This window comes from Corynebacterium glyciniphilum AJ 3170 (assembly GCF_000626675.1).
In the GTDB taxonomy this organism is placed as follows: domain Bacteria; phylum Actinomycetota; class Actinomycetes; order Mycobacteriales; family Mycobacteriaceae; genus Corynebacterium; species Corynebacterium glyciniphilum.
In genome coordinates, this window is record NZ_CP006842.1 from 3,159,941 (window position 1) to 3,178,191 (window position 18,251).

The 18,251-nt window shown below is 65.0% G+C and carries 15 protein-coding genes and 1 tRNA gene; 12 read left to right on the forward strand and 4 right to left on the reverse strand.

The genetic code is table 11. From position 1 onward, the window contains the following. Positions 1-9 precede the first annotated feature (9 nt). The gene (locus CGLY_RS14795) at positions 10-2,796 is read left to right on the forward strand and encodes a hypothetical protein (protein WP_038553412.1); all 2,787 of its coding nucleotides are present in this window, start codon (positions 10-12) and stop codon (positions 2,794-2,796) included. 22 nt (positions 2,797-2,818) lie between these two features. Then, entirely contained in the window at positions 2,819-3,925 is a 1,107-nt protein-coding gene (locus CGLY_RS14800) for a hypothetical protein (protein WP_038550379.1), read from the forward strand. A gap of 133 nt (positions 3,926-4,058) precedes the next feature. Here the strand turns inward: CGLY_RS14800 and grpE are convergent, their stop codons facing one another. Together grpE and dnaK are read right to left on the reverse strand one after the other, a co-directional pair. Next, positions 4,059-4,712 carry a nucleotide exchange factor GrpE gene (gene grpE, locus CGLY_RS14805; protein WP_038550380.1) on the reverse strand — a complete coding sequence of 218 codons (654 nt, stop codon included), beginning with the start codon at positions 4,710-4,712 and terminating at the stop codon, positions 4,059-4,061. Positions 4,713-4,714: 2 nt separating this feature from the next. Next, positions 4,715-6,577, reverse strand: coding sequence for a molecular chaperone DnaK (gene dnaK, locus CGLY_RS14810; RefSeq protein ID WP_038550382.1), 1,863 nt, complete (start codon positions 6,575-6,577; stop codon positions 4,715-4,717). Positions 6,578-6,797: 220 nt separating this feature from the next. On the opposite strand from dnaK, the gene CGLY_RS14815 reads away from it, so the two are divergent. The 7 genes from CGLY_RS14815 to CGLY_RS14845 all read left to right on the forward strand — a co-directional run bounded on the left by CGLY_RS14815 (position 6,798) and on the right by CGLY_RS14845 (position 13,954). Beyond that, positions 6,798-7,730 carry an alpha/beta hydrolase fold domain-containing protein gene (locus CGLY_RS14815; RefSeq protein ID WP_227590300.1) on the forward strand — a complete coding sequence of 311 codons (933 nt, stop codon included), beginning with the start codon at positions 6,798-6,800 and terminating at the stop codon, positions 7,728-7,730. Positions 7,731-7,860: 130 nt separating this feature from the next. Continuing rightward, positions 7,861-9,000, forward strand: a complete 1,140-nt coding sequence (locus CGLY_RS17715; RefSeq protein WP_052540341.1) for a hypothetical protein — start codon at positions 7,861-7,863, stop codon at positions 8,998-9,000. A gap of 92 nt (positions 9,001-9,092) precedes the next feature. Further along, positions 9,093-10,349, forward strand: coding sequence for a pyridoxal phosphate-dependent aminotransferase (locus CGLY_RS14825; protein WP_038550386.1), 1,257 nt, complete (start codon positions 9,093-9,095; stop codon positions 10,347-10,349). Positions 10,350-10,361: 12 nt separating this feature from the next. Continuing rightward, positions 10,362-11,678 (forward strand): sensor histidine kinase, encoded by a 1,317-nt coding sequence (locus tag CGLY_RS14830; RefSeq protein WP_038550388.1) that lies wholly within the window; start codon positions 10,362-10,364, stop codon positions 11,676-11,678. A 33-nt stretch (positions 11,679-11,711) separates the two neighbouring features. Beyond that, a complete protein-coding gene (locus CGLY_RS14835; RefSeq protein ID WP_038550390.1) occupies positions 11,712-11,975 on the forward strand; it encodes a hypothetical protein in 264 nt (87 codons plus the stop codon). Between the two features lie 26 nt (positions 11,976-12,001). After that, positions 12,002-12,733, forward strand: coding sequence for a response regulator transcription factor (locus CGLY_RS14840; RefSeq protein ID WP_038550392.1), 732 nt, complete (start codon positions 12,002-12,004; stop codon positions 12,731-12,733). Between the two features lie 36 nt (positions 12,734-12,769). Further along, a complete protein-coding gene (locus tag CGLY_RS14845; protein WP_052540343.1) occupies positions 12,770-13,954 on the forward strand; it encodes a lipase family protein in 1,185 nt (394 codons plus the stop codon). Between the two features lie 367 nt (positions 13,955-14,321). Here CGLY_RS14845 and dcd read toward each other — a convergent pair whose 3' ends face one another. After that, complete coding sequence (gene dcd, locus CGLY_RS14850; RefSeq protein WP_038550394.1) at positions 14,322-14,933, reverse strand: dCTP deaminase; 612 nt, start codon at positions 14,931-14,933, stop codon at positions 14,322-14,324. 104 nt (positions 14,934-15,037) lie between these two features. Here dcd and CGLY_RS14855 point away from each other — a divergent pair. The 3 genes from CGLY_RS14855 (at position 15,038) to CGLY_RS14865 (ending at position 16,415) form a co-directional block, all read left to right on the forward strand. Beyond that, a tRNA-Gly gene (locus CGLY_RS14855) sits at positions 15,038-15,111 on the forward strand. A 101-nt stretch (positions 15,112-15,212) separates the two neighbouring features. After that, positions 15,213-15,722 carry an adenylyl-sulfate kinase gene (locus CGLY_RS14860; RefSeq protein ID WP_038550396.1) on the forward strand — a complete coding sequence of 170 codons (510 nt, stop codon included), beginning with the start codon at positions 15,213-15,215 and terminating at the stop codon, positions 15,720-15,722. Positions 15,723-15,857: 135 nt separating this feature from the next. After that, positions 15,858-16,415: a hypothetical protein gene (locus CGLY_RS14865; protein WP_038550397.1), complete on the forward strand. Its 558-nt coding sequence runs from the start codon at positions 15,858-15,860 to the stop codon at positions 16,413-16,415. A gap of 36 nt (positions 16,416-16,451) precedes the next feature. On the opposite strand, the gene CGLY_RS14870 is transcribed toward CGLY_RS14865, so the two are convergent. Further along, complete coding sequence (locus tag CGLY_RS14870; RefSeq protein WP_038550398.1) at positions 16,452-18,251, reverse strand: oleate hydratase; 1,800 nt, start codon at positions 18,249-18,251, stop codon at positions 16,452-16,454.

Genomic DNA, 18,251 nt, shown 5'->3' on the forward strand with positions numbered 1-18,251 from the left:
AAGAAGAAAGTGAACACCGCACGTACGTCCGGCGGACTCAGTCGGCGGGCCTTCCTCATCGGTGGTGTCGGCGGCATCGGTGTCCTCGGAGCGGGTGCTGTCATCGGCGGTGGGGCGCTGCTCCGCAGCCGTGGCAGTGGCGACGAGTCCGACGGGCTTCCCCGCGCCGTGGATCCCGGCCCGCTGCAGCTGCAGGTCGGCGGCGACGGCCATCCCGGGCGGGTCACCGTCCTGACCACTGCAGGACGCCACCTGATCCACTTCGACGGATACCGGCTGACCACCTCCACCGGCACCCGTGGCGCCACCGTCGACGACCCCGGCAACGGCCGTCCCAGTTCCGGTCCTGTCCGCATCGACTTCGAGGTGACCGACCCGGACTACACCGCCTCGGTCACCTACCGTGCCGACGGGGGACGGGTCACCGCCGACTGGGAGTTCACCGCACCTGGTGACGGTCTCGATTCCGCGGGTCGCCCTCTGCTGCGCGGTGGGCGCGTCTACCGCACCCTCGTCGACGCCCGCGCGACATCCGAACTCCACGTCCCCGCCAGCCGGTGGGTACGTGACAGCCGCGGCGGCGTGCCCGTCCAGGAGCGCGTCGCCGAACTCAATTTCGTCGACTGGGACGTGCCGGGGAGCGAGGGGGGCGACGGGACATCCCGTCTCTACGGCTGTATCACCACCGCCACCAGCACGTCCCGCAGCACCACCACACTGCACGCCGCCCCCTCCCGGGACGATGACGGGGTCTGGCGCTCCCGTCTTGAATTCCGCGCCGACACGACCGTCGGCGCAGCCCGCAGCCTCGTCGACAACGGACGGACACTGCTCGCCGGTGCCGTACTCGGGAGCACAGGGTTGCCCGACCCCACCGTCGACATCACCAGTGCTGCCACCTACAACGTCGTCGCCAGCAGTGGCCCGCGCACCTTCACCATCGGCCTCGCCGGACGATCCGCCCGGTCCCAGCACAGCACCAGCATCGAGGTCACCGCCCGTGATTTCGACGGCACTGAGATCCACCGCTCCCGCCATGAGGTAGCCATCCCGCAGGACGCCGACTACGTCGACACCGACGTGACCATCGACCTGCCCGGCCCGCGGTCCTGGTGCTCGATCGAAGCCACCAGTGCCGACTCTTTCGCCCGTACCGCCGCCGCCGTCTGGCCCGACCACGACTTCGGGCCGTCCGACCAGTCCATCATCGGACTCGGCGGTTTCGCCTCCACCCCGTCCCCCGGCAGCGCGCAGAGCCCCGGGCTGGAGTCACGCGGTGCCGAACGCTCCCTGTGGCGTCGCCTCGGTATCCGGCACCTGCGTAACCCCTGGCTGACCGCGGAGGAATCCAGCGAACTCGGCATCAGCACCGCCGCACAACCCGGCGGGTCCCCCGGGCAATTCGACGACCCCTCCGGCGACGACAGCTTCCGCGAATGGGCGGAGAAAGCCCTCGACCGTGGGGAGGACGCCGGTGCCGCACATTACGAGCTCCTCAACGAATGGAGCCTCACCGGTGTCGACACCGTCGAGCTCGCCACCGAGTACACCGACCAATGGCTCATCCCCTTCCGCGCCGAGATGGACCGACGTGGCACTGACGCGAAGCTGCTCGCCATGCCGCTGGCAGGATGGGACGCTGAGTTCCTCGACACCATCCGCGACCGCGACGGGTGGCATCTCCTCGACGGCATCGCCGAACACGCAGGTCGCGGAAACTACGTCCCGGACTACGACGGTGGGAAATGGAACTTCCTCGGCCAGGTCCGCACCGCCCGCGCCTATCTAGACGGCCATGCCACCGACAGCGACTCCCCCACCGAGCTCTGGCTCACCGAAACCTACGCCTGCACCCGTCCCAACGCCTGGTGGTACGACGATGAACGCACCGCCGCAGACTCCGTCCTGCTGACCCTCATGCTCTCGAAGGCGGAGGGCGTCGCCGGGGTGCACTGGTTCCAACTCGCCGATGGACTCTGGCACGACAAGTACGGTGTGAACCCCACCGAATCCGAGTACCACTACGGGCTCCTGCACGTGGACCGCTCACCCAAGCCGTCCCTCCCCGCCTTCGCCTTCGCCGCAGAGATGCTCGACGGTGCGTCCTTCCTCGGTTGGATCGAGTCCCCTCATCCTGACCTACGGGGGTTGCGGTTCTCCCGCGGTGGTTCGGCATTCTGGGTGCTCTGGAGCAGACAGGACGGCTATCTCAACAACGCCACCCACGGCACCGACAGCTACTTCCCCCACCCCGAGCCATGGATCCCGCCCGAGGGTGCATCCCTGAAGGTCACCGTCCCCGGTGCGACCTTATGCCAGGACGTGCTCGGCCGCGACATCGATCTCGACGGCGGGAGCGTCACCGTATCCGGCTCCCCGGTGGTGGTGACCGGCGATCTTGATCTCGAGCTCCCCGGCCCCGAGGAGGTCAGCGGAGACATGAGCGTCGCTCTGACCGACGTCGCCGTGCGTCGCGGTGACCGCCCGGGCACGCTCATCGTCGAGGGCGTCAACGGCACCGGGGGACGGCTCGGTATCCGCGTCATGGGACAGCAGGTCCGCGGGCTCGTCGACGAGACGTCACTGGTCGTCGCTGAGGGCCGGTTCACCGAGACCGTGGACCTGGGTGATGCCCTGCCGGACGACCCGGAATCCTCGTCCGACAGCGCCGTGACGGCCGTCGGCGCCCGGGGGGGACGGCCCCAGGTACGGATCATGGCGCAACGTCGTGCCAAGGTCAGCGCGTCCGCGGCGGAGTCTCAGGTGTACCGGGCGGAGTACTACCGCGCCGTGTGACCGGTTGTTAGTGTAGATAACCATGTTCTTCCGAGACCGCCGGAAGCGCCACGCCACCCGGGGCAGCGCCGACCCCACGGCGCCGGACGGCATGTTCCCCCACCTTCCGCGGCACCGCGCGGACTTCCTCCGCGAGCAGACGATCCGGCTGCTCAACGAAGAAGGGTTCGACACCTCCTGGCGGGCCGACGGTCTCATCGAGGCACGGTGTGTGACACCGCCGTCACGCCCCGGGGGCACGGTAGGCCCAGTGGGCACGGCGGGCACAGAACCCCCGTCCACGACAACGCTGCTGATCGGTCTCGAGACCCTCTCGCTGCAGCTCGCCGATGCGGGAGCCCACGCCAACCTCTCCGAACTCCTCGACCTGATCCGCAGACACATCCATACGGTCACCACCGGTACCGGCGCCGAGGCCCGCCCCGACCTCGCGGACCTGCCCGACGCCGACTTCCTGCGACACCTCCGTATCCGGCTCGCAACCGGAGAGACACTCGCCGCCATGTCGGGAACCGTCAACGACGCCTCCCGGGAGTTCACCGGTGATCTGCACGTCTCCCTGGCCCTCGACACGCCCGACACGGTCGTGGTGCTCGATGACACCGCGCTGGCCGCCCATGGTTCGGCGACGGCCGAGGAACTCAGCGATCTGTACCGTGTCGGCTACCGCAACACCTGGCAGGAACTCACCGACTGCCAGGTCAGTACGACCCCGGTCCAGGAGATCGTTCAGGGGGCTGTCCAGAAGGCCGATACCGCGGCGCGATTCTGGACGGTGGAGTCCGACTCGTTCTTCCTGACCAGCGCAGCCCTGTTCCTCGATGACCTGCTTCCCCGGTGGCTTCCGGGCCTCGACATGACCCACGGCGTGCTCGTCGCCGTCCCCCACCGCCATCTGATGCTGGTCCGTGAGGTCAGCACCGGCCAGGACCTGGTGAACGGAATCAAGGCCATGAGCACGGAAGCCCTGACCCAACACCGGAGTAATCCCGGGCCGCTCAGTGCCCGACTGCACCTCTGGCACGACGGTGAGACCACGGCCTTCACCGACATCTCCACCAATGCCGACGGACAGCAGGTTGTGGCGATACACCCGGACGCCTACCTCGCATCACGCATCGAGTCCTGAGCGGAGCCCTCAGCGGCACAGTTGCCGATGCCGGAGCCGGCTGACGCTGGAAAAGTCTCCGCCCGTGCACGCTAATCAGGGAAAAGCGTGCACGGGCGGAGACGTATTCAGAGGCTCCAGGAGGAGCGGTCGGTCAGCGGTCTGCGATGACCACCATGGCGGTGCGCAGCACGCGGTCGCCCAGGCGGTAGCCCCTGCGCAGGACGGTGCCGACAGCCTTGTCGTCACCGCTGGAGGTGTCCTGCACGGCCTCGTGCTTCGACGGGTCGAACTCGTCGCCCTCGGCGCCGAAGGTCTCGACCTTCAGGCCGTTGAGCACGGAGTCCAGCTTGTCGGCCACGGCCTTGAGCGGACCGTTGAGATCACCGTGCTGCTCGGCGAGATCCAGATCGTCCCGGATCGGCAGCAGTGAGGCTGCGACATCCGCCTTCGCTGCCTCACCGATGCCCACCCGGTCCCGCTCGGTACGGCGACGGTAGTTCGCGTACTCGGCGCTGACACGCTGCAGGTCGGCGGTGCGCTCGGCGAGCTGGGTCTCCGCATCGGAGAGTTCACCGGAACCGTCGATGTCGGCGTCCGCGGTCTCGGGGACCCCGTCCTCGACATCGCCGGCCAGTGCCTCGGTGGTTTCCTCGGCAGCTTCCTCGGCCTCGACGGTCTCGGCGTCAACCGCACCGTCGGAAGCCTCGGCGTCGATGACAGCGTCCTCTTCCGGGGTGGTCTCGGCCAGGTCCGGCGAGGTGTACTCCTCGTCGGTCACGTCCGGGTCACCGGGGTTGTCGGGCATGGTCACTTGGAATCATCTCCGGACTTGTTGTCGTCCTCGTCGACGACCTCGGCGTCGACGACGTCGTCGTCAGCGGCGCCCTCGCCGGCGGCACCGTCGGCACCTTCAGCGTTGGCGGCCTCGGCCTCGTAGATGGCCTTACCCATCTCCTGGCTCTCGGCGGACAGCTTCTCGACGGCCTCCTTGATCGCCTCGATGTCGTCGCCCTTCAGCGCTTCGTCGACGGCGGTCGCAGCCTCCTCGACCTTGGTCTTGGTCTCCTCGGAGACCTTGTCCTCACTGTCGGAGAGGAACTTGCGGGTCTGGTAGGCCATCGACTCGGCGGAGTTACGGACCTCCTGCTCCTCGCGACGCTGCTTGTCCTCGTCGGCGTGAGCTTCGGCATCCTTGACCATCTGGTCGATCTCCTCCTGGGTCAGGCCGGAGCCGTCCTGGATGGTGATCGAGGTTTCCTTGCCGGTGCCCTTGTCCTTGGCGGTGACGTGCACGATGCCGTTGGCGTCGATGTCGAAAGTGACCTCGATCTGCGGCACACCACGCGGAGCGGGGGCGATGCCACCGAGCTCGAAGGAACCGAGCAGCTTGTTCTGCTGGGCCATCTCGCGCTCACCCTGGAAGACCTGGATCTGCACGGAGGGCTGGGAGTCCTCGGCAGTGGTGAAGGTCTCCGACCGCTTGGTCGGGATGGTGGTGTTGCGCTCGATGAGCTTGGTCATCACGCCGCCCTTGGTCTCGATACCGAGGGACAGCGGGGTGACGTCGAGCAGCAGGACGTCCTTGACGTCACCGCGCAGCACACCGGCCTGCAGGGCAGCACCGACGGCGACGACCTCGTCCGGGTTGACGCCCTTGTTCGGCTCCTTGCCGCCGGTCAGTTCCTTGACCAGGTCAGAGACCGCGGGCATGCGGGTCGAACCACCGACGAGCACCACGTGGTCGATGTCGGCGACCTTGAAGTCGGCATCCTTGAGGACGGACTCGAACGGCTTCTTCGTCCGGTCAAGCAGGTCCTGGGTGATGCGCTGGAACTCGGTGCGCGACAGCGTCTCGTCGAGGAACAGCGGGTTCTTGTCCTGGTCGACGGTGATGTACGGCAGGTTGATGCTGGCCTGCTGGGAGCTGGACAGCTCGATCTTGGCCTTCTCCGCTGCCTCACGCAGACGCTGCAGGGCCATCTTGTCCTTGGACAGGTCCACGCCGTTGGCCGTCTTGAACTTCTCGACGAGCCAGTCGACGATGCGCTGGTCCCAGTCGTCGCCACCGAGGGAGTTGTCACCGGAGGTGGCACGCACCTCGACGACACCGTCGCCGATCTCCAGCAGGGAGACGTCGAAGGTACCGCCACCGAGGTCGAAGACCAAGATGGTCTGCTCCTTGTCGCCCTTCTCCAGGCCGTAGGCCAGGGCAGCTGCCGTCGGCTCGTTGACGATACGCAGGACGTTCATGCCGGCGATCTGGCCGGCGTCCTTGGTGGCCTGACGCTGTGCGTCGTTGAAGTAGGCCGGGACGGTGATGACGGCGTCGGTGACGTCCTCACCCAGGTAGGACTCGGCGTCCCTCTTGAGCTTCTGGAGGGTACGGGCGGAGATTTCCTGGGCGGTGTACTTCTTGCCGTCGATCTCGCCGGTGGTCCAGCTGTCATCGCCGATGTGGCGCTTGACGGAGCGGATGGTGCGGTCGACGTTGGTGACCGCCTGGTTCTTCGCGGACTGTCCGACGAGTACCTCACCGTTCTTGGCGAAGGCGACGATCGACGGGGTGGTCCGGGCACCTTCGGAGTTGGCGATGACGGTGGCCTCGCCACCTTCCAGCACGCTGACGACCGAGTTGGTGGTTCCCAGGTCGATTCCGACTGCACGTCCCATGTTGACTTCCTCCTGCTGTTCTTGAGCTTGTTAAGTGAGCCGCGCTCAAGTCTGCACCCGACGTTCCGAGGTGTCAACCTGAGTTGAGTGCTTGCGACTCAATGTCTGACATCCTGTACAACTCACGGCGCGACAAAGTTGTTCCCGATCCACTCAACTTTTTTCGGAGCTTTTTTCTGAGCTTTCTGGAGCGCAGCGCAGTCCCCTAGGATCAAGCCCCATGAGCCTGCAGATGCGCCTCCTCGCCGCCTTCCCCGGACGTTCGGGGAGAGCATCCTGGTCCTCGCCGGAGAAAGTACGCGATCTCATGGGTCGACCGCATCCCTCCGTACCTGTGCCCCACGAGCTCTACCAGGTCAACCACGTGGTCAAGGACACCATCACCACCCCGGACGGCGAGTTCACCACGCACAGCCTCGTGCCCGCCACCGACGATCCACGGGACACGCCGCTGGACATCTGCATCTACGTCCACGGCGGCGGTTACGTCCACGGCCTGAGCACCGCCCACTGGGCCTTCATCAGTGACATCGCAGGGTCCGGAATGAAGGTCATCGTCCCGGACTACGGGCTGGCACCGGAGTACGAGGCCACCGCCGCTGCCCGACTGCTTGACGCCGTCCTCGACCGCGCCGTCGCGGAGGCCGACGCTTCAGGTCTGAGCATTCGCCTCGCCGCAGACTCCGCCGGTGCCGGACTCGCACTGGGCTGGATGCTTGACCGTCTCGACGGCGTTGAGCACCCCGGAACCCGACAGATCGACAGGATCGACCGGATCGACCGGGTCCTCCTCAGCTCCCCCTGGCTCGACGCAGCATGCAGCAGCCCCGGCACCGATGAACTCGTCGCCGAGGACCCCTGGCTGCACCCGGACGGGCTCCGCGTCGCAGGGAACGCGTGGGGACGACAGGCCGGCGTCGGTTCGGTACTGGTCAGCCCATTGAGCGCGTCCGATATGTCACTCGCGTCTCTGCCGCCCCTGCATGTCTGGAGCGGCACCCGGGACGTGCTGCACGCCGACGCGACACTCCTCTCCCGACGTACCGGATGCGGCATGACTGTCGTCGACGGTGCGCTCCACAACTTTCCGTTACTGCGCACACCGGAGGGCAAGACTGCACGCGGCGAGATCATCTCCCGACTCTCAGCGTGACCCGGGCGACACGTCCGACGTCGCCGAGGATTAGTGTGACAGTCCTCGGGGGCTAGAATAGACCGGACCGTTCCGTGCGCCGGTGCCACACAGCACGGCGCAGAACCGTGTGACGAAACGAAGAGACCAGATGAGCAATCCCTCAGACCCCCACCGCCACCATGGTGACGACCTCCCGCGCGACACTGACGCGTTCGAGGACACCGAATTCTCCATGGGCACCAAGGATGCCAACGATGCCACGGCAACATCCGACGGCGGTTCCACCGGCGCACCTGCGGGCAGCTCCAGCGGCATCGAGGGAGCCGAGGGATACGACGCGGAGGTTGCGTCCTCCGGCGACGTGCAGGACGACACCACCGGGTCGGAGGGCGACCGAGAGGTCATTGACGCCGAGTCGACAGAGGTGACCGACGACGAGCCGCTGGGCTCCGCCCGCGACCCCGAGGTCACCGGCATCATCCCGGTCGTCAATGACGACCGCATCTCCGAACACGAACAGAGGCTGGCCGAAAGCAACGAGAATTCAGACACCACCGTCATCCCGACTGCCGGCCCAGCCGAGTCAGCCGGTGCGGCAGGCGCAGCGAGCACAACCGACGGTGATGCGTCGTCCGCCCCCACCCCGGCTGCCGGCAGCGGAGGGGATTCCGGTGGGCCACCGCCGGGCAGCGGTTCTCGCCCCTGGTACGCACGGTTCCCCACGTGGGGATGGATTCTCATCATCGGTCTGGGACTGTCCGTTATCGGCGCAGCCACGGCTGTCGCACTGATGCGCACCGGCGATGGTGAAGAGCGCCATTCCCCCTACTCCAGTGTCGTCCCGAACTACCCACGTCCAGAGGCGTGGGACTCGAGCAGCCCGATCCCCAGCGCTCAGCCCGACAACAGTGCCGGCACCGACTACTACTATGAACCGGAGTACGACGAGCCTGAGGAATACACCCCCTACACCCCGGACGAGTCCGAGGATGCTGCACCGTCCTCCCAGGCACCGGCCCCGAGTGAGCAGAACCCCGGAAACGGCGGAAACGGCAGTAACAACGGTAACGGGGGGAACACCGGTGGCAACAACGGCGGCAACAATGGCGGCGGCAACCAGACCACCCCGGGCGGCGGAAACGGCGGCGACGGTAACGGCGGTGGCAACAACGGTGGTGGAAACGGTAACGGCGGTGGCAACAACGGTGGGACCGAAGGTGGCACCGAGGGCGGGGGCGGCAACACCGGACCCGGCACTGGTGACGGAGACGGCGCCGCCGAGGAGTAACCACCCGATTCAGGGTTGACCCACAGCGTTGATTCCGGCGAGTTCGGACGGTCGGCTGTCACGGCGGCAGGGCGACTGGCACAATTACAGAAATGAGCACTGAAGAGAAGAACGCGGCGGGAACTCGGCAGCCACGCCCGCTGGACCAGTCGACGAAGCTCCAGAACGTCCTCTACGAGATCCGCGGTCCGGTCAACTCCGAGGCTGAGCGGATGGAGGCGGACGGTCACCGCATCCTCAAGCTCAACACCGGCAACCCTGCGGCTTTCGGTTTCGATGCCCCCGACACGATCGTGCAGGACATGATCGCTGCACTGCCGTATGCGCAGGGGTACTCACAGTCGAAGGGCATTCCGTCTGCCCGGCGAGCGATCGTCGCCCGCTATGAGGTCGTGCCGAATTTCCCGGCCTTCGATATCGACGACGTGTTCATCGGCAACGGCGTCTCCGAACTGATCACCATGACCACCCAGGCCCTGCTCAACGACGGCGACGAGGTGCTCATCCCCGCGCCGGACTACCCGCTGTGGACGGCGGCGACCACCCTCTCCGGCGGCAAGCCGGTGCACTACCTCTGTGACGAGGAAGATGACTGGGCACCGTCGATCGAGGACATCGAGTCGAAGATCACCGAGCGCACCAAGGCGATCGTGATCATCAACCCGAACAACCCCACGGGCGCGGTGTACAGCCGCGAGGTCGTCCAGAAGATCGTCGACATCGCACGCGAGCATTCCCTCCTGCTGCTGTCCGACGAGATCTACGACAAGATCCTCTACGACGACGCCGTGCACGTGAACACTGCGGCGCTGGCCCCCGACCTGCTGTGTATCACCTTCAACGGCCTGTCCAAGGCGTACCGGGTCGCCGGATACCGGGCCGGTTGGGCCGTGATCACCGGGCCGAAGGAACACGCGAAGGGCTTTATCGAAGGGCTGACACTGCTGGCCTCCACCCGCCTGTGCGCCAATGTGCCCGCCCAGTACGGGATCCAGGTGGCCTTGTCGGGACGGCAGTCGATTGACGACCTCGTCCTGCCCGGTGGCCGGCTGCTGGAGCAGCGCAACACCGCGTACACGAAGTTGAACGAAATCCCCGGTATCAGCGTGGTCAAACCGATGGGTGCGTTGTACGCCTTCCCGAAGATCGACCCTGAGGTCCATGAGATCCACGACGACGAACAGTTCATGTTCGATCTGCTGCGCTCCGAGAAGATCCAGATGGTGCAGGGGACAGGCATGAACTGGCCCTCCCCCGACCACTTCCGTGTGGTCACCCTGCCGTGGAAGCAGGACCTGGCTGAGGCGATCGACCGCCTGGGGAACTTCCTGTCCTCCTACAGGCAGTAGGGTACCCCTGACGTGAACGCCAGTTCCCGGACGCCTCACCGTCCCCGCCGGCTGCTCTCCTTCCTCCGCACCCGTCGGCTCACGCAGCTCGGCGTGATCGAAACGGTTCTGGCGGCTGTCCTCACCGTCGTCGAATTTCTGCAGATACCGGCACCAGTCCCGCTGACGACGGTGGTCTTCGCCACACTGACCCTCGTTCTTGTCGCCTGTACGGCGAGTTTTCCCGTGGCTGCCTCGATGCTGTCCCTGGTGTTGATCCTCTCCATGTTCGCGGTGGCTGACGTCGCACCGCTGTACTCCATATTCTTCACAATGCTTGTCGTCGAAGTCGTCGCAGCAAGCGGCCAACTGCTGCTCGCCGGCTCCCTGGCGCTCGCACACTGGGCCCTTTCCGCATTCGACCCGCAGGCAATGGCCTTGTCCACTGACGTGGCGGCACTGACGGTCGTCGCCCTGGTGCTCGCCGCCGCATACATGGTGGGATGGTCCCGTGCGAGCCACGGGAGACAACAGGAGAAGCTTCGAGCGTCACTCGCCGAGCAGGAACGCCGTCAACGCCTGGAACTCGCCCGGGAACTGCATGACTCCGTGGCCACGTCGCTGACAAGCGTGGTGATGCAGGCACAGGCGCTCACGCTCTTGCCCACATCCCATGATGACGCCAGGTCACGTCACGGTTTGGAGACGATCTCCGAGAAATCCAGGGAAGCGCTGTCCAACCTCCGGACAATGGTGCAACTGCTCAATGAGAAGCCCAACCACACGTCATTCCGCACGCGCACCGACAGTCCGCCGCTCAGCGTGGCCCTGGAGAAGGCACAGCAGGAACTTGAAGCCCATTCGCTGGAGGTCTCGGTAAGGATTGACCTTCCGTCCGAGATAGCCACGGTCGTCGATGCCCCCGATACCCCGGATCCACGGCACGCATCCCTGCCCCCGTCACCGCCCGCGGCCAGTACGTGGATCGACCGGGACACCGCGACCAAAGTCCTTACGGAGATGACCTCGAACGCGGCAAAACACGCACTCAAGCACTCGACGGTATCCCTGACCTGCACTGTGACCGAGGGGACGTTCATTCTCTCCATGACCAATCTCCTCGCACGCCCTACCGGTTCATCCCGGGACGGCCTGCTCTCCGGAGGTGTCGGCCTGGGGTCGATGCACGCTCGAGCTGCAAAGGCCGGGGGTGAACTGGAAACGGAGTTAATCGACCCCCGCACCGGTACGGGCAGTGTGAGCCCCGGCGGTACCGCTGTAGAGGGGGGAGCGGCGGCCTGCTTCTGGCGTGCGACCCTCCGACTCCCTATAGTTGTTATCAAATCTTGATAAACACCCCTCACGCCGATTCAAGGAGTACGCATGCCCTATTCTCCGACGTCCCGCCCCTCTTCGACGTCTCGCCGTCTCGTCCTCGCTGCGACGGCCGCCGCGCTGACCGCCGGCCTGTCCACCGGGATCGCGTCCGCCGACACTCCAGAAGCTCCGGAAGCCACTGCCGCCACTGCCACCTCATCCATCCTGGGTTCGTCCGGTTCTTCCTCCTGGACGGATACGAAACGGGCGATCTCCGACATCTTCAGCTGCAAGTACAACCCGAATCTTCCCTGGTGCCGTAACCGCTGAGAGACTCGACCAGCACTCTGCCTGATATGCCCCCTCCGCTTGTCCGCCTCCTGATCGTGGACGACGACCCCCTCGTCCTTTCTTCCCTTCGCCTCTACTTCGGGTCACCCGCCGGTGAATCGATCCTGGTCGTCGGCGAAGCGTCCACCGGCCAGGAAGCCCTCGATATCCTGAATGCCTGCGCCCGGGACGAACCCGTCGACGTCGTCCTCGCTGACATCCACCTTCCCGGCATGGACGGTGTGGAGTTGCTCGGCCGTGTCCGCCAGCTCCCGGACCCGCCCGTGTTCGTGGCGATGACCGCGCTCGACGAGGAGGAGACGATGCTCTCCGTACTCGCGCAGGGCGGCCGGGGTTATATCCTCAAGAGTTCACGCCCCGAGTTCATCATCGACACCGTCCTCGCCACGGTCAATGGTGGAACTGTGGTCAGTCCGCAGCCGGCGTCGAACCTGGTGAGGCACCTGGCTCCGGAAACGAGCGAGACCGTCCCGTTGGCCCCGCCCGGCGATGCGTCGCCGGCGAAAAAGGTACCCGACGCACCCGTGCTACCCCGACTGTCTGCCTCCGAGGAGAAGATACTCTCCTTACTCTGCATCGGCCTGTCCAACGCCGAGATCAGCCGCCGGAGCGGACGCTCGTCCAGCATGGTGAAGAAACAGGTGTCTCAACTCCTGAGCAAGTTCGGCGCATCGACCCGGGTGCAGCTGGCAGTGCTCGCCGTGGAAGCCGGCTTCCGTCCCGATGACATACGGTGACGCGCACCCGACCTCACCCGGTCTAGTATCCGTGCTATGACAGCCCACCGTCGCCCACGGCCCTGCCTCGCCACCACGCCTGCTGCCCTCCTCGTCACCGCTCTCCTGGGGGCGGCCACAGCCACGTCCGCAACGGCCGGCACCGCCGGCAAACCCGAGAGTGCCGATAGCCGAGGCAGCATCGTCCGTGTCGAGCCCCTCCCCGATGACCTCGTGCTCACCCACGCCTCCCGCGGTTGGCTGTTCGAGTACACGACCTCCGGCCCGCAGGGCGGGACGGCCACCAGTCTCGGGACGCTCTACCTTCCCGACGGAGACGCCCCGAACGACGGATGGCCCGTCGTCGCTTACGGTCACGGAACCCAGGGGCTCGGAGACAAGAACGTCAGCTACACCGGGTGGATCGGTGAGGACAACACCGGTGACCAGTACCTCGCTGAATGGCTGGATGTGGGCTTCGCTGTCGCCGCACCCGAGTACGTAGGGCTGGGGACCGACGGCGTCCACCCGTACCTGAACACCCGCAGCGCTGGCGCGGCGATGATCGACATCGTCCGGGCCGCCAACACCGTCACAGCCGATGTCTCCCCCACCTTCGTCACCAACGGGTACTCGCAGGGCGGCCACGCCTCAGTCGCCGCCGCGTCGATGGTTGGTGAATACGCCCCCGAACTCCACCTGGCTGCTGCGACCGCGGGAGGCGTGCCGGCCGGGGTCGCCGACGAGATCACGAAAGTCGCACCATGGATGCAGATCAATCAACCCGATCTGATGACGTATTTCGCCTACGTGCTCGCCGGGTTCCGTGCCGCCGACCCCACCTTCCCGCTGGACGACTATCTCACCGACCGTGGCCGAGAGCTCGTGGATGCCGCCGAGGAGCTCAACTACGCCGACATGGCAGAGGCGGTCGGCTCCACGACAGTCGGTGAGCTGGTGACCCGCCCCTTGTCGGACGGGCCGCTACGCGACGCGCTGGCACAGCATCTCAATCTCCCCACCAGCAGTTGGGACGCGCCTGTGTTCATCTACCAGCAGGCATTCGACATGGTTTCACCGATGCCCTACACCAGCAATCTGGTGGCGAAAGCCCGGTCGAACGGGCAGGACGTCACCTACCGGGTGGACCGGGATCCTTCCGGACACGCCGGGTGGACGGACGGTCTTCCCCAGGCCCTGGAGTTTGCGACCGCTGCGGTGTCGGCAACAACACGGCAGTGACCCTTCAGTGACACCGCACCGCGTTGCCATGGATCTTTAATCCACGGCTCGTAGATTGAATATCAGCGCCTCCGGAGGTCGCTGAGACACCACGATCACGGTGGTCACCGGAGCCAACGCAGGTGAACTCACCGTCGCAACGACGGTACCCGGCGAAAGGACCCGTATACGGCAGCTGAGCATTCTCCTCTTGAAACGTCAGCACCTCGCCCCCGGCAGCAGCAATGCTTCCGGGGGCGAGGTGTGTGCGGAGGAGAGAATCCCGCGGCAGATCCGCGACGGAGGCGGTTTCCGAGCAGGATGACGCTGAGTCGGGGAACTCGCCGCCGTTATGCTCGCAAACCGCCCCGGAACACCGCCTTCTGAACTACGTCCGGAAGTTCAGGTAGGCCTTCGACGGAGTCGGGCCGCGCTGCCCCTGGTACTTCGAACCCAGCGGGCCCGAACCGTAGGGAGACTCGGCGGGGCTGGAGAGGTTGAACAGTGCGAGCTGCCCGATTTTCATCCCCGGGTAGAGGGAGATCGGCAGGTTCGCGGTGTTCGACAGTTCCAGCGTGATGTGCCCGGTGAACCCGGGATCCACGAAACCCGCCGTCGAGTGGGTAAGGAGTCCGAGACGGCCCAGCGACGACTTCCCCTCCAGACGGGCCGCGAGGTTGTCCGGCACGGTCACGAATTCCAGAGTGGACCCGAGGACGAACTCACCGGGGTGCAGGATGAACGCCTCGGCGGCCACGCCACCGTCGTTGACGTCGGTCCCGTCCTCACCGGTACCGTCGCCGACCTCGACGAGGGTGGTGAGATCCTCCTGCGGCAGGCGCGGATCGATGTGTGTGTACCGGGAGTTGTTGAACACCCGGAAGTAGCGGTCGAGACGCACGTCGATACTCGACGGCTGGATCAGGGTCGGGTCGAACGGGTCCAGGGCGAGGTCACCTGAACCGAGGGCTGCGCGGATGTCTCGATCGGAAAGAAGCACGTCACTTACCCTAGCGGACCAGCTGCCACCCCGTTGTCTCACCCCGCCGCTGGACTGTGTTAAAGTCATCGGCAGTGCGAAAGCCCAACCGCAGAAGCACCAGCGCCGATGTAGTTCAATGGTAGAACATCAGCTTCCCAAGCTGAATACGCGGGTTCGATTCCCGTCATCGGCTCCACAGCACGTCAGAGGGCGTCTCCGGAAAGATCGGAGATGCCCTCTGCGTATATCTGATATCGGTTCCTCAGATGATACCTGCCACTGTGGCATTATCTGGGCATGACCAGCACACACGCGCTTTTCCTCGGGGGACGTTCCGGAGTCGGTAAATCCACCGTCGCATTCGCCCTCCATGATCTGCTGTCGTCGAGGAACGTCACACATGCCGTCGTCGAAGGCGACGCCCTCGATCTGGCGTACCCCTCCCCGTGGAAACACCAGATGGCAGAACACAACCTTCGAGCAATATGGGCGAACTACACAGCGAACGGATATCACCGGCTGATCTACACCAACACGGTCTCCGTACTCGAAACCGACAAGCTGGCTCAGGCCATCGGCGGCGATCCGATTGTGACGTCGATACTGCTTCAAGCATCGGATGAAACCACCGCCGAACGCCTGGAGCGTCGGGAGCAAGGGAGGAGTCTCGACGAACACATCGATAGGAGTGCGCGATCTGCGGGTTTCCTCGACGCGAAGTCCCCCGCCTCCGTACTCAGAGTAACTACCGACGGGCGTACGCCCGTCGACATCGCCGAACAACTCGTCAGCATTCTGGGCTGGTAGGCCCCAACTTACAATCACGAGTCTGGACCTCCTGGCCCGTCAGGAGAGCCACGTCGTCGGCAGCACGCAGCACCACACACACATTCGTCACCTGCGTCCGAAGGCCAGTGGAAACCGCCCGGTACGCTCGACGCCATGAATGACGACGAAACTGACCTCGGACTGCGCGCGGATGAGATCCACCCGACCGATGCCACTTGCAGCTTGTCCCTCTTTGAGAACAGCTACCTCGGCATCAAACCCTGTGTCATGTTCAATGTCGACGTTGAATGTGAGGAGATCGAACGCGATGACGACGATGACGAGTTCGACGGAACACTGGGGATAGCCATCGAAGGGGCTCGCTTCCAAGGAAAATCCTGGAGAGACCTGGATAGTTTTCACTTGGACAATGTGGAGTGCTTCACCAATATTGATGATCCAGATATCTCGGTGTACTTCGACACGATGCACCGACGCATGGGGCGGTTGACCATCGAAGTAATCCAGCGACGAGGGGACCTCGTCGACCTGCGTATCGCCGCCAGTGAGGATATCGACGACCTGGGACTGGACAGCTTTTCAGTGAACGTCACGGCGACGTTCACAGGAGTGAGTGCCACTCTCACGAGCAAAGAAGTGGCAGTCTCGGATCTGATCGACCTCGACGGGCTCGTAGAGGGAAGCCCAGGTCATTGGAGTGTCCCGCAATGATGTGTCGTCGACTCCCCGAGCAACTGGGCTCGCCGATCAGCGCTTCAGCAACCCGGAGTCCTGCAGCAGCTCCTCCACCCACGTGCCGTTGAGCTTGGCGCGCAGCCGGGACTTGAGGAAGCCCGGGACGGGCAGCTTGAACTTCGTGGTCAGCGGCTGTTCGTCGAAGCTCTTCCGGTCCCGGAGGTGGTAGGTCGCCTTCAGCAGCTCGCGCAGGTCATACACCGACCCGAACACCTCGGGGATGCCGCGCTCGACGTTCATGAAGGTGTAGACGGCCTCCATGGCGGTTCGTACGGAGTACTCGGTGGTGAACACGGTGTCCCGCGACGGTGATTCAGCGAAGTTGCCGATGAAGGCAAGGTTCTTCGACCCCTCCGGCACCACGTCCGGACGGTCACCGGCACGACGCGGCATGAAGTACGCCGTGATGAACGGCATGTACACCGGGTTGGTGTTGATCGACTCCTGCTTCGACATCTCGGCGATCTGTTCGGTGGGGACGCCCAGGTGGTAGAGCCACTCCTGGGTGATCTCCTCACCCGTGCAGTCGACGATGGGCTTCTTGATGTAGTCGCCGTCGACGTCCGAGTAGAGGGCGTAGATCCACACGATGATCTCGTTCTCGTTCTGGGACATGAAGTGCGGCTGACGGTGCACCGCGAAGCTCATCAGCCAGGTGGAGTCCGCGACGGTGATGATGCCACCGGTGTTGACCTTGCCGTCATGCAGGGAACGCCTCGTCAGCCGTTCGATGAACGGCTCGACCTTCCCGTCCTTCAGCGTCGCCGTGGCAGCGACGTACCAGCTCTTCTCCGGGAGGTTCTTGTAGAACACCCCCGGGCGTCCGAAGTCCTTCGACTTCGCTGCGAGGTTCTCCCACAACGTCCAGGCTCCACCGGGTTCGGTAGTGACGGGCGCCGGGGTGTTGTGGTCACCGTAGGTAGTGGACTCGGTGATGGACCCGTTGGTCACGAACACGAAGTCGTTCTCACCCAGCGCGATGGTCTGCGCGCCGTCCTCGGTCTCGACCTGCAGCGCCGTTGCTGTCTTGGACGACCCGGTGACCTCGACATCGATGTCGACGACGGTGGTGCCGTAACGCACGTCGACGTCATGGTCGAGGAGGAACGTCAGCACCGGCAGGACCATGGAGTCGTACTGGTTGTAGCGGTTGAACTTCAGCGCCGTGAAGTCCGGCAGACCACCGGTGTGGTGGATGAACCGCATCACGTAGCGGCGCATCTCGATGAGGGAGTGCCACTTCTCGAAGGCGAACATCGTGGCCCAGTAGAACCAGAAGTTGCTGTCGAAGAACTCGTCGGAGAAGTAGTCCTCGATCGTCCGTCCTTCGAGCGTGTGCTCGGAGGCGGTGACCAGCTTGACGATCTCGAGCTGCGCCTTTTCGGTGAGGGTGAAGTCGCCGTCCGAGGGGACCCGGTTGCCACGGTCGTGGATGAGGCGACAGTTGGACGAGTTGGGATCGTCCTTGTCCAGCCAGTAGTACTCGTCCAGGTAGGACGCTCCGGGGATCTCGAGTGACGGGATCGAGCGGTACATGTCCCAGAGACACTCGAAGTGGTTCTCCATCTCACGCCCACCACGGGTGATGAAGCCGATGTCCGGGCGGTCCGCACCGTCAAGCGACCCGCCGGCCAGCGGGAGTTCCTCGATGAGGTGGATGTTCTTGCCTGACATCTGGGCGTCCCGGATCAGGAAGGTCGCTGCGGCGAGACCCGCCAGCCCCGTCCCGACGATCCAGGCGTGCTTGTCCTCAATGCCTTCAGGCTTCCGCGGACGTGCGAACGCCTCGTAGTTTCCGTTGGAGTAGTACAT

Excerpts from the sequence above, each read along its gene's own strand:
- CGLY_RS14865 (WP_038550397.1), top strand. The coding sequence starts at position 15,858 with ATGAATGACGACGAAACTGACCTCGGACTGCGCGCGGATGAGATCCAC.
- CGLY_RS14860 (WP_038550396.1), top strand. The coding sequence starts at position 15,213 with ATGACCAGCACACACGCGCTTTTCCTCGGGGGACGTTCCGGAGTCGGT.
- CGLY_RS14840 (WP_038550392.1), top strand. The coding sequence starts at position 12,002 with ATGCCCCCTCCGCTTGTCCGCCTCCTGATCGTGGACGACGACCCCCTC.
- CGLY_RS14845 (WP_052540343.1), top strand. The coding sequence starts at position 12,770 with ATGACAGCCCACCGTCGCCCACGGCCCTGCCTCGCCACCACGCCTGCT.
- CGLY_RS14800 (WP_038550379.1), top strand. The coding sequence starts at position 2,819 with ATGTTCTTCCGAGACCGCCGGAAGCGCCACGCCACCCGGGGCAGCGCC.
- CGLY_RS14815 (WP_227590300.1), top strand. The coding sequence starts at position 6,798 with ATGAGCCTGCAGATGCGCCTCCTCGCCGCCTTCCCCGGACGTTCGGGG.
- dnaK (WP_038550382.1), bottom strand. The coding sequence starts at position 6,577 with ATGGGACGTGCAGTCGGAATCGACCTGGGAACCACCAACTCGGTCGTC.
- CGLY_RS14870 (WP_038550398.1), bottom strand. The coding sequence starts at position 18,251 with ATGTACTACTCCAACGGAAACTACGAGGCGTTCGCACGTCCGCGGAAG.
- CGLY_RS14835 (WP_038550390.1), top strand. The coding sequence starts at position 11,712 with ATGCCCTATTCTCCGACGTCCCGCCCCTCTTCGACGTCTCGCCGTCTC.
- CGLY_RS17715 (WP_052540341.1), top strand. The coding sequence starts at position 7,861 with ATGAGCAATCCCTCAGACCCCCACCGCCACCATGGTGACGACCTCCCG.
- grpE (WP_038550380.1), bottom strand. The coding sequence starts at position 4,712 with ATGCCCGACAACCCCGGTGACCCGGACGTGACCGACGAGGAGTACACC.
- CGLY_RS14825 (WP_038550386.1), top strand. The coding sequence starts at position 9,093 with ATGAGCACTGAAGAGAAGAACGCGGCGGGAACTCGGCAGCCACGCCCG.